Source organism: Pedobacter cryoconitis, from assembly GCF_001590605.1.
Classification (GTDB): Bacteria; Bacteroidota; Bacteroidia; order Sphingobacteriales; family Sphingobacteriaceae; genus Pedobacter; species Pedobacter cryoconitis_A.
The window spans coordinates 2,877,663-2,892,997 of the sequence record NZ_CP014504.1 but is presented as its reverse complement, the minus strand read 5'-3'; the positions used below and the strand labels follow the sequence as shown (position 1 = coordinate 2,892,997).

At 39.4% G+C, this 15,335-nt stretch carries 12 protein-coding genes; 6 read left to right on the top strand and 6 right to left on the bottom strand.

Annotation, left to right across the window (positions count from 1 at the left end; all coding sequences use genetic code 11):
- Positions 1-15 precede the first annotated feature (15 nt).
- From AY601_RS11995 to AY601_RS26220, 4 genes are all read right to left on the bottom strand, one after another.
- Positions 16-3,192, bottom strand: a complete 3,177-nt coding sequence (locus tag AY601_RS11995; RefSeq protein ID WP_084359227.1) for an efflux RND transporter permease subunit — start codon at positions 3,190-3,192, stop codon at positions 16-18.
- 8 nt (positions 3,193-3,200) lie between these two features.
- Positions 3,201-4,328, bottom strand: coding sequence for an efflux RND transporter periplasmic adaptor subunit (locus AY601_RS11990; RefSeq protein ID WP_068401186.1), 1,128 nt, complete (start codon positions 4,326-4,328; stop codon positions 3,201-3,203).
- A 105-nt stretch (positions 4,329-4,433) separates the two neighbouring features.
- Positions 4,434-4,943, bottom strand: coding sequence for a DUF2480 family protein (locus tag AY601_RS11985; RefSeq protein ID WP_068401183.1), 510 nt, complete (start codon positions 4,941-4,943; stop codon positions 4,434-4,436).
- 128 nt (positions 4,944-5,071) lie between these two features.
- Entirely contained in the window at positions 5,072-5,203 is a 132-nt protein-coding gene (locus tag AY601_RS26220; protein WP_257722242.1) for a hypothetical protein, read from the bottom strand.
- A gap of 82 nt (positions 5,204-5,285) precedes the next feature.
- Here AY601_RS26220 and AY601_RS11980 point away from each other — a divergent pair, with 82 nt between their 5' ends.
- Positions 5,286-5,900: a helix-turn-helix transcriptional regulator gene (locus AY601_RS11980; RefSeq protein WP_068401180.1), complete on the top strand. Its 615-nt coding sequence runs from the start codon at positions 5,286-5,288 to the stop codon at positions 5,898-5,900.
- A gap of 11 nt (positions 5,901-5,911) precedes the next feature.
- Here the strand turns inward: AY601_RS11980 and AY601_RS11975 are convergent, their stop codons facing one another.
- A complete protein-coding gene (locus tag AY601_RS11975) occupies positions 5,912-6,340 on the bottom strand; it encodes a Dabb family protein (protein WP_068401178.1) in 429 nt (142 codons plus the stop codon).
- Positions 6,340-7,188, bottom strand: coding sequence for an endonuclease/exonuclease/phosphatase family protein (locus AY601_RS11970; protein WP_198163676.1), 849 nt, complete (start codon positions 7,186-7,188; stop codon positions 6,340-6,342). The genes AY601_RS11975 and AY601_RS11970 overlap by 1 nt, the downstream gene beginning before the upstream one ends.
- Positions 7,189-7,330: 142 nt before the next feature.
- Between AY601_RS11970 and AY601_RS11965 the strand changes: the two genes are divergently transcribed.
- The 5 genes from AY601_RS11965 to AY601_RS11945 all read left to right on the top strand — a co-directional run bounded on the left by AY601_RS11965 (position 7,331) and on the right by AY601_RS11945 (position 15,329).
- On the top strand, positions 7,331-8,698 hold the full coding sequence (locus AY601_RS11965) for a S41 family peptidase (protein WP_068401174.1): 1,368 nt from the start codon (positions 7,331-7,333) through the stop codon (positions 8,696-8,698).
- Positions 8,699-8,777: 79 nt separating this feature from the next.
- Entirely contained in the window at positions 8,778-9,374 is a 597-nt protein-coding gene (locus tag AY601_RS11960) for an RNA polymerase sigma factor (RefSeq protein ID WP_068401171.1), read from the top strand.
- Between the two features lie 42 nt (positions 9,375-9,416).
- Positions 9,417-10,382, top strand: a complete 966-nt coding sequence (locus AY601_RS11955) for a FecR family protein (RefSeq protein WP_068401169.1) — start codon at positions 9,417-9,419, stop codon at positions 10,380-10,382.
- 137 nt (positions 10,383-10,519) lie between these two features.
- A complete protein-coding gene (locus AY601_RS11950) occupies positions 10,520-13,720 on the top strand; it encodes a TonB-dependent receptor (RefSeq protein ID WP_068401166.1) in 3,201 nt (1,066 codons plus the stop codon).
- Positions 13,721-13,922: 202 nt separating this feature from the next.
- Positions 13,923-15,329 (top strand): hypothetical protein, encoded by a 1,407-nt coding sequence (locus tag AY601_RS11945; protein ID WP_068401163.1) that lies wholly within the window; start codon positions 13,923-13,925, stop codon positions 15,327-15,329.
- Positions 15,330-15,335: the final 6 nt, after the last annotated feature.

The following is a 15,335-nucleotide window of genomic DNA, read 5'->3' as shown; positions in this document are numbered from 1 at the left end:
TCTGTTTTTACTTTGTCAGCTGAACCCGACATGATTAAATGATTCTGGAAGAGGTGAAGGCTCATGCTTAGGCGGATGTACACCTGATATTTTCTCGTGTAAAGCCTGGAAAAGAATAAATAATACAGGGATTACAAAGACGCCAAACAGGGTACCTATCAGCATTCCGCCAACAGCAGCTGTTCCAATTGATTTATTACTCAATGCACCTGCACCTGTGGCCAGCATTAATGGAATCAGTCCGAAAATGAAAGCGAAGGAGGTCATTAAGATTGGTCTTAATCTTGCTTTTGCACCATAAATAGCCGATTGAGTAATGCTTCTGCCGCTTAATCTGTGCATCAGTGCAAATTCGACAATCAGAATCGCATTTTTGGCCAGCAATCCGATCAGCATGATTAAACTGATCTGCAAAAAGATATTGTTATCTATTCCAAATAGTTTAGCAAAGATAAATGCACCTGCTAATCCAATCGGCAAGGACAATAATACGGCCATAGGCAGGATATAACTTTTATACTGTGCACTCAGCAGAAAATAGATAAAAATTAAGCACAGGGCAAAGATTAAGGTCGTCTGGCTGCCGCTGGAAAGTTCTTCTTTAGTTAGCCCGGAAAATTCATGGGAATAACCACGGCCCAAAGTCTGTGCAGCTACTTCATTGATTGCCCTGATTGCATCTCCAGAGCTGTAGCCTATTTTAGGTGTCCCGGTTACTGTAGTAGAAGTAAATAAGTTAAAGCGGTTGATAAACTCAGGACCATAAGTCTTTTTAAGGGTCACGAACTCTGTAATAGGCGCCATTACGCCTTTATCTGTTCTTACAAATACCTTATTGATATCTGCTTCTTTACCTCTGGAATCGGGATGAGATTGTATCATTACCCGGTATTGCTTACCAAATTTGTTAAAATCTGAAGCATATAATCCACCATAATATCCTTGAAGTGTATTCAATACAGTCTTTACATTGACGCCGGCATCTTTACATTTAGCGACATTTACATTTACTTCCAATTCAGGGAAGCCCATATTAAATGGTGTTGCTGCATACATGATTTCCGGACGCTGATTCAATGCAGCCATGAACTTCCCTATGTTTTCCGAGAAATTTGTATAACTACCACCTGTTTTGTCCTGAAGCTGAACTTCAAAACCGTTGTTATTTCCAAAGCCCTGTAAGGTCGGTGAAGCAAAGAAAATAACCTTAGCACCTTTAATATGGCCTGTTTTGGCAAACAACTGATTGACGATACTGGTCACATCCTGATTTTTACCTTTCCTTTCTTTCCATGGTTTCAGGCGGATAAATAATGCGCCATAAGAACCACCAAATCCATTAATTAAATCCATTCCTGCTAACCTGGAAGAAAGTTCTACTTCAGGTATAGACCTGGCTATACTATCTACTAGATTGGTGATTTCTTCTGTACGTTTTAATGTCGAAGCAGGAGGGAGAATAATATCTCCGAAAATAGCTCCACTGTCTTCATTCGGTACAAACCCTGTAGGGGTGGTCTTGATCAGGAAATAAAATATACCTGCAAATACAGCGATCCCGGCTATAGAAATCCATTTTCTGCGGATCAAAAACCGGACCCCTCCAATGTATTTATTGGTCACTGCTTCAAATGCAGTATTAAAGCCTGCATAGAATTTAGGTAAGAATCCAGTTGGACGCTTATGATCTTCTGGCACGTGTGGTTTCAAAAATATAGCACATAAAGCAGGACTTAGCGTTAAAGCATTTACCGCCGAGATTACAATAGCCACTGCAAGTGTTAGTCCGAATTGCTTGTAAAAGACTCCTGCGGAGCCTGTAATAAAAGTTACAGGCAAGAATACCGCCGACATAATCAGGGTGATCGAAATGATCGCACCACTGATTTCACTCATCGCATGCATGGTGGCTTTTTTAGCAGATTTTGCGCCCTGATCCAGTTTCGCATGTACCGCTTCGACAACTACAATCGCATCATCGACCACAATTCCAATCGCCAATACTAAAGCGAATAAAGTAAGTAAGTTGATCGTGAAACCAAAAAGCTTCAGGAAAAAGAACGTTCCAATAATGGCTACCGGTACCGCAATAGCAGGAATTAAAGTTGATCTTAAATCCTGAAGGAAGATAAATACAACAATAAAAACCAGGATAAATGCTTCTGCAAGGGTGGAAATTACTTTCTCAATCGAAGCATCAAGGAAATCGTTAGCATTTAAAAAGGTGTGGTAAGTTACCCCTGGAGGGAAATCTTTCGAAGCCTCTTTTAAAATATTTTCACAGGCAATAATCAATTCTCTGGCATTCGCACCAGAAGTCTGGCTAATTGCACCACCAGAAGAAACCTTTCCTTGCGTGATCAAAGAAGTGGTATAATCCTGTGCACCGAATTCTATGTCTGCTACATCTTTAAGACGTAACAAACCACCTTGTTTAGCACTGCGAAGAATGATGTCTTCAAACTGTTTAACTTCTTGTAAACGGCCGGTATATTTTAAAGTATACTGGACAGATTGATTGCTGTTTTCTCCTAATTTACCAGGTGCAGCTTCAATATTCTGTTCCCTTAACGCCGCTACAATATCATCGGGGATTAAGCCCTGATTTGCCATGGCATCAGGTTTTAACCAGATTCTCATGGAATATTCCTGCATGCCGTAAATTTGTGTACTTCCCACACCATTTACCCTTTTCATTTGAGGCATGATGTTTATCCTCAGGTAATTGTCAAGGAACTTCTGGTCGTAGGCGGGGTTGCTGCTGAATAATAAAAAACTATAGGCTTGACTACTCAGCTCTTTACTGGTTGTGATCCCAGCTTTAATGACCTCTTCAGGTAGTAAGCTGGTTGCTTTAGTTACCCTGTTTTGTACGTTGATCGCTGCCTGATCAGGATCCGTTCCCTGTTTAAAAAAGATGGTAATCGTCGCACTTCCGTTATTACTTGCCGTAGAAGTCATGTAAGTCATGTGCTCTACCCCGTTAATCTGCTCTTCTAGTGGAATAATGACGCTTTTCATCACTACATTGGCATTGGCACCTTGATAAGCAGCCGTTACAGAAACTGTAGGCGGGGCAATATCTGGATATTGGGAAATTGGCAAGGACATTAATCCTAATATCCCCAGGATAACTATAATGATCGATATGACCGTAGACAATACCGGGTTTTCAATAAATTTCTTTAACATGTCTATGCTTATTTCGAGGTTGAAGGATTGGGTTTGATTTTCATACCGTCTTTTAAATTGCCCAGGCCTTCGGTAACGATCTGGTCGCCTGCGGCCAGTCCTTTGGTCACCACATAGTTTTTGTCTGTGACAGCCTCCATAATTTCAATTGCTGTATGGTGAACGATGTTTTTCTGGTCAACTTTAAAGACAAAGTATTTACCCTGCAATTCGAATGTTGTGGACTTAGGTACCATAATCGCATGGTTTAACTGGGTTGGGATTCTGATAGTCGCACTTGCGCCACTCCATAACTTACCTTCTGGATTAGGAAATACTGCTTTGAAATTTGCAGCCCCTGTTGAAGCGTTCAGTACACCACTCAGTGTTTCAATTTTACCTTTTGTGCTGTAAATTTCACCGTCCTGCATCAATAGGGATACCTGTGGCATATGTTTGAACTTTTCATTGACTTTCTGGCCATCGTATTGCTTTAAGAATGCACCTAACTGCTGCTGGCTCAGAGAAAAGTAAGCGTAAATCTGCTTGGTATTGGCAATAGTGGTTAAGGCAGTTTCGGAGGTACTGCTCACCAGGGTGCCTATTTTATAAGGCAGACTTCCTACAACCCCGTTAATAGGACTTACAATATGGGTATAAGCGAGTTTGGACTTCGCTGCCGACAGCTCTGCTTTTGCCTGGTTAAGCTCTGCTTTTTTTACCTGCTCTGCATTTTTAGCAGAAGTAAGCTCAAAGGAGTTTACAATTTTCTTTTCTACCAGTACTTTTGTCCTTTGTGTTTGAATGCTGGCAGTTTCCAGGTTAGCCGCAGCGGCAAGCACGGCTGCATTTTTATTATTCATTTCCTGCTGGAAGCTATTGGCATCTATTTTAAATAAAGGTTGCCCTTTACTGACTATTGTACCTTCCGAAACATAGACCTGTTCTATGTAACCATCTACTTTGGAACGGATTTCTACGGTTTGTTCGCCTTGCAGTGTGGTTGGGTATTCTGCAAAAAGATCAGCCTTTTGCGGTGTAAGGGATAAAACGGGGAATTCTTGTATATTCTCCTGCTGCTGCGGGTTTTTAGAATTTCCGCAGGAAGATAAAATCAGGCAAGCTGAAAGGCAGGAGTAAATTAGCGTTGTTTTCATCAGTATATAATTGTTGTTTAATGGAGATGAAGCTATCATGTGCTACGCGATTTTGTTCATTTCGGTTGGTGTTCTGCTGCACATGATGGTTTCATTATGGGGTTTTTATAAGTTTTTTTTCTTTTTATAAATCATGACAGGAGAGCCGGCTTCTCCCCACATCAGGCTTTGCACGTTTTCCATCAGGTAGCCTGCAGCGCAGACATAGATTTCAGGAGGAACTATAGTACTCGCTTTGAGCACCACTTTTTGTTCATGGAATGTGCTATAGTCTATATTTTTTACTCTTTCCATCCAGATCAGCTCTGTATGATCCTGCTGATTGGCAAAGTAGACTTTGTTAGTAAAAGGCTTGAGCAGTGAAGTGATATATACATATGCCCAGTAGGGGACAATCGCATCATTTGAACAAAAAAGAACCACTTCTTTTCCCGTAAACTGACTCCAGTTGATCTGGATCATGTCTACTCTGAATACTTTCTCTTTTAACAGGTATTTCTGAAATAAATAGGGGACAAGATCAAAAACTATATATTCTTGTTTGAGAGGTTTGTAATTAATCAGATCAAGCGTAACAATACCACTCAGTTCTACTTTATTAATAATTTGTTCCATTTGTTTGTGATTGTGTTGGCAGCTTCATTTTATTTTGGGCATAACAATTCCTGCCCGCATAAAATATTTTTTTAAGGGTGAAGAATAAACAGACTGATGAGGGCCTTTTATTGCTTAATTAAAGGTTTTTAAGAAAAATCAGATGCAGCAGCAAATAAGCAGGAAGTTTTTCGCATCAGCACGTTCCAATAGGGAACAAGAAATACCGGCTGCTTTTCCGAAGAAGAGATGACTATAATCGTATGTAATTTTAAAGGCATAACTATGATTTAAAATATGAATAAGTTCAGCAAAGTTAGTACTTTTGTTAATAAAACAACTAAACACTTGTTTTATTAATTTATGATGACAAACAGATTCCTGATGCTGCTTAAAACCCGTGGTGCCTTAACCGCTTCTGCAATTGCACAAGAACTTGGCATGACAAAGGAAGGCGCGAGGCTACAATTATTAAAATATACGGAGGAAGGATTAATCGAAGCTACGAACGAATCCAGCGGGGTAGGCAGACCAAAGCAATTTTTTAGTTTAACAGCCTCAGGGCATGAAAAATTTCCCGATACACATGCTGAACTTACCGTAAAGCTGATCAATACGATCAGAAATACTTTAGGGGATAATGCATTACAAAGTGTAATGGATGCTAATGAGCAGACAGGCAGAGATAAGTATATGCTGGAATTAGCTGCTTTTGATACGCTGGAAGAAAGGATTGCGAAGCTAACAGAAATCAGAAGCCGGGAGGGATATATGGCTGAATACAGTAAGGATGGGGATGGCTATTTATTCGTTGAAAATCATTGTCCTATCTGTGCTGCTGCAACTTCCTGCCAGGGATTTTGTTCTGGAGAGCTGAATGTATTCCGGTTCGTCCTGGGAGAAAAAGTGGAAATTAACCGGTTAGATCATATCGTTTCCGGAGATCGGAGATGTTCTTACCGGATCGCACTTCAGTAGCCTGAGATTTCTCAGGCATCTAAAGCATCATAGACAATAACCTTTTCCCATAAGTGGCTGCAATTTTTAATGAATTCCAGGTGTATCGGATGCGTCTGGTAAACTGCTTGTCCAGCCAGGTCTTTAAAGAAAATCAGTTCAGAGACAGCCCAGCTGTTATCCACTACATCACGTTTTTCTGTACTGGCTACAATACCAACTTTAAGGTGGTTTACTGTTTCTATAGCTGAAAGCGTTTTTACACCAGCAACCAACTGATCGCGATCTGCTTTTGAAGCAGGGTTCTTCAACCAGAAAAAAACATGGTGCACTACTGGAAATTCTTCTTTATTATTCATTTCGTTATGATTTGCATAGATCACGGGCATTGCTGTTGCTGCGGTTCCCGCAACAAGAACTGCAGCTGTCCCGATAAATTTTCTTCTATTTGATTTGTTCATTACTTATTATTTAAGTTTACCTCCACTAATATAGGAAAATGGTCGGAAGGATACTTACCTTGGTAAGAATCAGTTAAAACACCCCATCTGTTTGCCTTAAAATCTTTCGTTACAAATACATGGTCAATAATTTCAGCACCATCCAGGTGTTTTCCGAATTCATTGAAAGAAGGATTGTTTACGTAAGGATATTTGACCTGGCTATAGGTGTCTTTCAGGTAACCAGATTTAGCTAAGGTTAAATACCATTCACTGTCTTGTCCGCCATTTAAATCACCTGTAAATACAGCTGCTCCATTTCCTGCGATTTCTTTCATTTTACGGACAATCAGCTTACTGCTTTCTACTCTTGCAATTTTTCCCTGATGGTCAAAATGTGCGTTAAAATAATAGAATTTGCTACCCGTTTTTATATCCTGCAATTCGACCCAGGTGCAAATACGGTTACAACAAGTGGCATCCCAGCCTAAACCTGGTTGATCAGGGTTTTCTGATAACCAGAAGTCTCCCTTCTTTAAAAGCTTGAATTTGTCTTTTTTATAGAAAATCGAAGAATGTTCGCCACCGTCCTTTCCATCATCTCTTCCACGGCCATAATGCGCGTATTCGGGTAAAGCATTGTTGATGTCGTCCAGTTGGTTTTTAAATCCTTCCTGAATTCCGAAGACATCAAATTGATGGAAACGAAGAAGATTTGCGACAATCGGAGCTCTTTGAACCCATAAATTGCCGATGTCTCCTTTATTGTCATTACGCAGGTTATAAGTTCCGATAATGAGTTTTTGTGCAAAAAGCTGCGTGCTTAAAAATACAAGGAAAAGTGCTGTAATACTGGTTTTTCTAATCATAATCTAAATAAATGTGACTAATATAATGATAGTTTTACTAACTGAGGAGCGTAATGGCATTTCGCAGCATTATATGTTTTTATCTTAATATAAACTTTATACAAGGCGGCTAATTTTACCGCACACCGATATAAACGTTTTTATGAAGACATGCGCTCTGTTGATCAAAACGCTGCTGTTATACCTGTTTTTTTTCTCCATTATCAGTTGCCGGAAATCGGAAGATAAACCAAATTATCCTGCCGGGAGTCAGGAAAGCATCAATTCCTGGGTACTCGACAGTATGAAAGTCTATTATTACTGGAATTCCAGCTTACCAGGAAAACCAAGTCTGAATACTGATCCTTCAACTTTTTTTAAAGGGATACGGAATGGGGCTGACCGTTTCTCTGCACTGGTAAATCCTGATCTTCCGGAAAGTTATCCCCCATCTTTAGCGCATATTTTGGGTTTGGATTGGATTACCCTGCAAACTGGTGATGGACAGCTTCAGACGGTAATTAGCCTGGTTGTTCCTGGTTCCGGAGGTGCAGAGAAAGGATTGGCGCGTGGAGATATAATTAAAACGATTAATGGGACAGTACCTTCCCCAGCTAATATCGCAGCGCTGACCACTACTAGTATCCTGCAGCAAAGTACCGAACTCGAATTGGTGGGGAAAACCGGAACAATTAAAATTTCCAGGTTAATCAATTCGGAAGATCCAGTATATACTTATCAGGTTTTTGAAGCTGGTCATCAAACTTATGGCTATCTGTTTTTGAATTCCTTTGAAGAAAGTGCTCTAGTACAGTTAAAAAAAGCCTTTACGTATTTCAAACAAGAACAGGTTCAGGAATTAATTGTTGACCTGCGTTATAATCCGGGGGGGAGTGTACCTGTTGCGGCTACCTTAGCGGCGATGATCTCTTCAAATGTTACCGAAGGAGCTACTTTTGTAGAATACAGAGGAAATTCCAATGCAGGAACAAGAAAAAGTAGTTTTGGAGCAGAACTGGGTAAGGTTCAAACCGTCCAGAAAATCAGCTTTTCCGGGCTTTCCAATTATCGTCTCAACCTCAGCAGAGTTTATGTATTGACAGGTAGCCATACTGCTTCTGCTGCCGAACTGCTGATCAATTCGTTAAGGCCTTATATAACTGTTATTCAATCCGGGCAGCAAACACTAGGTAAGGATATGGCCAGTTTTGTAATTAAAGACTATAGAAATCCGCAGCTGGTTCCGAAGTGGGAAATCTATCCTATGATTTTTAAATTATACAATGCTTCCGGAAAAGGTGACTACAGTAATGGATTAATACCAGATCAAACAGCGGATGAATTGTCTGTACTTCCCTTAAAACCTTTTGGTGATCTTTCAGATCCGCTGATCCAGAGTTGTCTTCAAAAAAGCTATGCTGGTACTAGCCAGGTTAAGACTGAAGCTGCCAGCGAAAAAGCCAAAGTTCTTTTTGATTCCCGGGTTCCAGTCGATTTGAAATCAAGTTTGACTATTATCAGGCCTGATTAATAATTGTTTCATTTAAGTTAACATTTATTTAATCTGTAGTTGATATACTACGTCGTTCTGAAACTTAAATTTGCAAGGTATGACAGTATTAACAAAAGGTATTATTCAGGATTTCATTAGTGGTGATGAATATGCTTTTACCCAGGTTTATAGGCTGTATTATAAAGATATCAGATCTTACTGTTTTCAACATACACGTGCTGCAGAACTCGCAGACGAGCTAACCAGTGATGTTTTTCTGCGTCTCTGGGAAGCAAGGGGAAATATCGACCCTGATCGGGAGCTTAAGCCTTATCTATTTACGATTACAAAAAATGTAACTTTTACCTGGTTAAAGCGTACACTATCCGATCAGAAGATGAAGCTTGTGTTTCGTGGAAGATATTTGTCTGCCCAGGAAGAGGCGAGTCAGCATGTTGCAATTACTGCGGCTATGGACCTGGCCTTGCTCCGTAAAATTATGGGACGTATTCCTGCTAAGCGCAGACAGACCTTCGAATTATGTAAAATTGACGGATTTACCTATGCTGAGGCTGCTAATATGCTCTCTGTGAGCAAAGAAACCATTAAAGAGCACATGAGTTTAGCAAAGAGAGATCTGAATAAACTTGCTGATGCGGCTGATTATCTTTATTTATTTTTACCACTTCTGTTTTCTCTGGATAATTTATTTTAATTCTATCCCCCCTTAAGAGACCGTTCGATAGTATATAGTAGTATGAAGTCGAGCGAGAAAAAGAAGCTATACCGTAGGTTTCTTGAAAAAGAATTGAATGCAGCAGAGCTGGATGAGTTTTTCCTGTTAGTAGAAAATGGAGAATTTGATTTAGACTACCTGGATATGATGCCAGCGGTTGAAGGACAGAAGATGGAAATCCAGGTAATTGCAGAAGAAAATCCGGTAATTGCTTCACCAGTTAAAATAAGACCTGTATTCAGGCTTTTTATCAAAGTAGCAGTTGCAGCATCCTTATTGCTGGTTTCCACTTTAGGATATTTAGCACATCGCAAGGCTGAAAGCCTAAAACAACAAACTTCGTTTACCACCGTCACTGTACCTGTAGGTTCGGTTAAAATTATTACGCTGACAGATCACTCTGTGGTTACCCTAAACTCTGGTTCCGTATTTAAATATCCGGCGGCATTCGCTGCAAATAACCGTAAAGTATTCCTGATTAAAGGAAAAGGTTTTTTTGAGATTGCGAAGGATAAGCATAGACCTTTTACTGTGTATTCAGCAAAACTATCAACTACAGCTTTAGGCACTTCTTTCACCGTAGAGAACTATAAAAACTATCAGCTGGAAAAAATACGCTTATATACAGGTAAGGTTGAAATAGGCAGTCAGCAAAAAGGCTTTACAGCTTTAAGGCTGACCCCAGGACAGCAATATAGCCAGGTTGGCGATGCGGGCGAAAAATCAGTATTTGATAAGATAGGGCAAATTAAACCTTATACAGAAGATGGTACACTGGAATTTGACAATACAAGTTTGACGGAGGCTTTAGCGCAAGTAGCCTCTTATTATAATATTACACTGCAATTCGAAAAGCAAGATTTGAAAGGCTTTGCTATTAATGGCAGGTTTAGAAATGAACCTGTTAAAGACGTACTTAAAACACTCTTATTTACTCATCATTTAAAGTTTAAAAAAATCCCTGAGGGGTATGTTATTATGAATTGAGCGCTCGATAAACCAGGTACGTTGTACCAAAAAAAAGAGCAGTACCGCTGGCGGCAGTACTGCTCTTAATTACCGGTCAGACCGGAAAAAACAATGATAAATTACGATTCACAGGCGCAATAAACCATTCCAAAAGTATGATTATATATTTACTGTCCAAAAAAAAATATACAGTATATCCTCTTCAACTCCTATTACTCATCAGTTCTTTGATTATTTTCTTATCATTTTATAGTATTTCCAAAGCTCAGGGGCAGAGTGGAACAATTACCATGATGTATAAAAATTGTACTGCTCAGACCTTATTAAAGGATTTAGATGCACAATCGTCTTTTACTTTCGTATTCGATCCGGCCCAGATGGCCGAGGTTAAGCTTCAAAATATTAATTACAATCATTTACCACTAAAACTTGTACTGGAAGACCTGGAAAAGAAGACGAATCTTAATTTTTCCATGTTAAACTCAAATATTTCAGTCCGCTTAACAGTAAAGCCTCCTGTAAAAAAGCCAGAGCCGGGAAAAATAACCGGCACAGTCAGCGATGAAAAAGGAGAAACTTTTCCAAGCGCAAGTATCAGGGTAACCGAATTGGGTACAGGTATGCAGAGTGCTGTGGATGGTACTTATGTAATGTCTCTTCCTCCGGGAACTTATACCTTGGAAATCAGCTACATTTCTTATCAGACGCAAAAAATAACTGGAGTACAAATTAAAGCAGGAACAATAACCAAGCTGGACATTTCTATGAAACCTGCTGCAAATGCATTAAAGGAAGTGGTGGTAACTTCGGGTTATCAAAAAGCTTCTACGGCAGGATTATATGCCCGGCAGAAAACTGCTGCGGGGATCACTGACGGGATTTCAGCAGCACAGATTGCACGTACACCAGACAATAATGTTGGTGCGATCTTAAAGCGTGTAAGTGGTTTAAATGTAGTGGATAACCGGTATGTAGTAGTGCGTGGATTGAGTGACAGGTATAATCAGGCCCAGATAGATGGGGTGACTCAACCAAGTACGGATATGAGTCAGAAGAACTTTGCGTTTGACGCGATACCGGCAGAAATGGTAAGTAGTATAGTGGTTAATAAGACAGCTACGCCAGATCTTTCGTCAGAGTTTGCTGGTGGCCAGGTTACGGTGAATACCCTGGATATCCCAGTTCAGAATTTCACACAGTTCCAGGTAGGAAGTGGCTATAACAGCAATACTATAGGTAAGGACTTTATACAGGCAGGAAAACGGGGCAATGCAGAGTTTCTGGGTTTTATGGGAGATGGGCACAAGCTCCCGAATGGATTACGCAGTTGGGTGAATAGTAATCAGGGGGGGGTGCCGGACTATGTTGCAGCACAGAGCAAAGCTTTTGATCCTGAAGGTTTCAGGTTTTATCGCTATGGTTTTACGCCTAATCAAAATTACCGGTTTTCTTTAGGCCGGACTTATCCTTTGAAAAATGGGGTGACCTTTGGTTTTGTAGGCGGAGTGACTTTACGCAATAGTCAGGAAATAACTGATTATATCAGTACCAGGGCCGGTTTTACTGTACAGGCTATTGATAGCGCAAAAATACGTCAGAATGGAAATATTTATCAATACAACGCTACGATCAGTGGACTTTTAAACTTTGGTCTCCAGGGAAAGGGCTTTAAAATCAGCCTGAGAAACATGTATTCTCATGTCTATAAAAATGACTACTACACTTATACCAGCAGACAACCTAATGATGAGCTGGATACTTTGGCAAGCCGCAGGATCAAATTTAATCTTCAGGCTCCGGAAAGTACAACAGTGATACAACATAAACTGGAAGGTGAGCATACTTTGGACGATTCGGGTATTAAATTAATCTGGAATGGTTCTTATACCAACGTAGGGCAGCAACTCAATGATCAGCGAAAGTTCACGGCTTTTAATTCAGGGACTATCAATGGTCAATCTTATTATCAGCGTTATCTGGTAGCCAATCCTTATCAGAATGATGGTAATCCTGATTATCGTTTGTATACAGATACGAAAGAAAAAGATTATAACTGGGGACTGAATCTTTCCAGAAATTTTGATTTTCTGCAAGATAAAACACTGGTGAAAATCGGATATAGCGGTTTTTATAAAAAAAGAGATTTGTCCAGTGTGATTGCTGAAATCTATAATGATTCACATGATATTCTGGAAGTTGTACCTTATGAACATAGTTTGCGCCCTGAGATTTTAGGTACAGGCCCGGGGCAGGTATTTTATAATATACCTGCTGAATTCGGATCACAGTTTAGTGGCAAATCAAATTCACATAGTGTTTATGCGATGTTGGATCAGCGATTGTTCAAGAAGTTAAGAATCGTTTATGGAGTAAGGTATGAAACCTACAAACTGACCAATTTACAGCTTAAAAGAAAAAGTGGAGACGAACCGGCCAATAAGGATGACAATACGAATTTTCTTCCTTCAGCAAATATAACGTACAGCTTGACTGAAAATCTGAATTTCAGAGCTTCTTATGCAACTACGATCATCAGACCTGATTTTAGAGAAACTTCAGATTTTAACTCTTATGATCCGCGCAGGGATATCAGAATACGGGGTGGTGATTTAAAAAGCACGAAGGTTAATAATGCGGATGTCAGATTTGAATGGTATCCTGCTGCTGGTGAAATTATCTCTTTATCTGGATTCTATAAAAAATTTGATAAGCCAATTGAATTGGTCTTTATCCAGGAAATGGCTGTGGATCAATATGCCTTTCAAAATCAAAAATCGGCCGTTAACTATGGCCTGGAATTGGAAGTCAGAAAATCATTGAGCTTTATTGCTGATCGTTCCTGGTTGCGTAATCTTTCTGTTTTTGGAAATGGGACTATCATCAGATCAAAGGTAAAAGCGATCCAGTATGGAGGTACAGATAATAAAGTACCTAAAGAAGTTCAGACTACCAGACCGCTTTTTGGTCAGTCTCCATGGATAGCCAATGTCGGACTTTCTTATACAAAAGATCAATATGGTGTCAATATGGTTTACAATAAATCAGGATACCGGACCAATACCATTAATGACAATCCTCAGTCTGTTGAATTTGAGATGGGACGCGATTTAGTGGATTTGCAGTTGTTTACCCGTCTTTTTAAACAAAAAGGAGAACTCAAATTGAATATAGCCAACCTGCTGAATTCAAAAACCACTTTTTATAAAAACTGGGAAGGCTATACAGGTGGTGGTGAGGGAGGATTCACAGCAATACCTGGAAAATCCGAACGCTATAATAAAGATGAAGGGGATTTTATTACGTATCAGGCTAAAAACGGGACAAATGTGAGTATGGCATTTACCTATAAATTTTAAACATCAGATTAAGGCTTGTAAATCATGGTAAATCTGATATAAACCTGATTTTTATATGAACTATTTATTTATATATTTTTTATAAATATCTTATAGTCAATTAATTATTAATACAAACTTAACATAGAATATCTTTTATCAAAACATAAGACTATTAACTTTATGATTATAAATAATAACCCAAAAACCAATTAAAAAAACGATGAAAAAATTCACAAAACAGGCGCTTGCAATTGTTACAATTGCAGCATTCGCAGTCGCTGGCTGTAAAAAAGGATCTGATGGAAGCTTTGACCGTTCAACTGGGGCTGGCGGCCCTTTTACAGGAGCTGATTCTGTAATCGTTGGAAACATTTCTGCAAGCAGAACATTAAGTCCGGGTAAAGTGTACAAATTAAAAGGTGTTGTTTATGTGACTGGCGGAGCTAAACTAACCATTAAACCAGGTACTGTATTAACTACAGGTGATGCTGTAAATTACAAAGTTGATCCTTCATCTGCAGTAGTAAATGCTATTGCTGGGGTATTAGTGATCACAAAAGGAGCTTCAATTGATGCAGTTGGAACACCTTCACAACCAATCGTATTCACTTCACCAAAAGCAAGCGGTTCACGTGTAGCAGGTGATTTCGGAGGTCTGATTGTATTAGGACAATCTACTACAAACAGAGCTACTGCTCCTCAGATTGAAGGCTTACCAAAGTATGATGCAAATGGAGTTGCATTAGGTATTGATATTACTTACGGTGGTTCAATTCCAGCTGATAACTCTGGTAAAATTCAATATGTACGTATTGAATACGGTGGTTTTAAATTAGCACCAGATAATGAAATCAATGGTTTAACACTAGGTGGTGTTGGTTCAGGTACAACTCTTGATCATATCCAGGTTTCTTATGGAGCTGATGACGCTTTTGAATTCTTCGGAGGTACTGTAAATGCAAAATATTTATTAGCTGTTGGTAATGATGATGATGATTTTGATACTGATTTCGGATTTAGCGGAAATATCCAGTATGCAATTGGTCTGAAAGATCCTAGTTCAACACATAGTACAAGTGGTGGTGTTTCGGATTCTAACGGAATTGAGTCAGATAACGATGGTACAGGTACAACTGCTTCTCCAAGAACTAAACCTACTTATTCAAACTTCACTTTATTAGGATATTCAACTACAAGCACAGGATTACGTGCAGGAAACCGTTGGAGAAGAAACAGTGATCTTTCTATCACTAATTCAATCATTGCTGGTTATAACACCGCAGCTGAATTCCAAAGTGGTACTGAAACCAGTGCAACTCCAGGTGGATTCAATAACAATAATGTGCATGCATTCACAACTGTATTCAGTCCTGCAACTGCTACTTCTTTAACTGGAAGTACAAATGCAACTTCTACTGATGTTAATCCGGATGCATTTGTTGCATTAGGTATCAGAGGCACAAGAACTTTAAGTCCTTTCTACACAACTGCTGTATCAGGATCTTATAACTTCAGTAACCTTACGCCAAGAGTTGCGGGTAGCACAAAAGGTGCTGTACTTACTGCTAACCTTAGCGAGTGGAATTCAGGATGGGTACAATTTTCTCCTCAGACTTCTATAGATTAATTTTCT

Excerpts from the sequence above, each read along its gene's own strand:
- AY601_RS11995 (WP_084359227.1), bottom strand. The coding sequence starts at position 3,192 with ATGTTAAAGAAATTTATTGAAAACCCGGTATTGTCTACGGTCATATCG.
- AY601_RS11990 (WP_068401186.1), bottom strand. The coding sequence starts at position 4,328 with ATGAAAACAACGCTAATTTACTCCTGCCTTTCAGCTTGCCTGATTTTA.
- AY601_RS11985 (WP_068401183.1), bottom strand. The coding sequence starts at position 4,943 with ATGGAACAAATTATTAATAAAGTAGAACTGAGTGGTATTGTTACGCTT.
- AY601_RS26220 (WP_257722242.1), bottom strand. The coding sequence starts at position 5,203 with ATGCCTTTAAAATTACATACGATTATAGTCATCTCTTCTTCGGAAAAG.
- AY601_RS11980 (WP_068401180.1), top strand. The coding sequence starts at position 5,286 with ATGATGACAAACAGATTCCTGATGCTGCTTAAAACCCGTGGTGCCTTA.
- AY601_RS11975 (WP_068401178.1), bottom strand. The coding sequence starts at position 6,340 with ATGAACAAATCAAATAGAAGAAAATTTATCGGGACAGCTGCAGTTCTT.
- AY601_RS11970 (WP_198163676.1), bottom strand. The coding sequence starts at position 7,188 with ATGATTAGAAAAACCAGTATTACAGCACTTTTCCTTGTATTTTTAAGC.
- AY601_RS11965 (WP_068401174.1), top strand. The coding sequence starts at position 7,331 with ATGAAGACATGCGCTCTGTTGATCAAAACGCTGCTGTTATACCTGTTT.
- AY601_RS11960 (WP_068401171.1), top strand. The coding sequence starts at position 8,778 with ATGACAGTATTAACAAAAGGTATTATTCAGGATTTCATTAGTGGTGAT.
- AY601_RS11955 (WP_068401169.1), top strand. The coding sequence starts at position 9,417 with ATGAAGTCGAGCGAGAAAAAGAAGCTATACCGTAGGTTTCTTGAAAAA.
- AY601_RS11950 (WP_068401166.1), top strand. The coding sequence starts at position 10,520 with ATGATTATATATTTACTGTCCAAAAAAAAATATACAGTATATCCTCTT.
- AY601_RS11945 (WP_068401163.1), top strand. The coding sequence starts at position 13,923 with ATGAAAAAATTCACAAAACAGGCGCTTGCAATTGTTACAATTGCAGCA.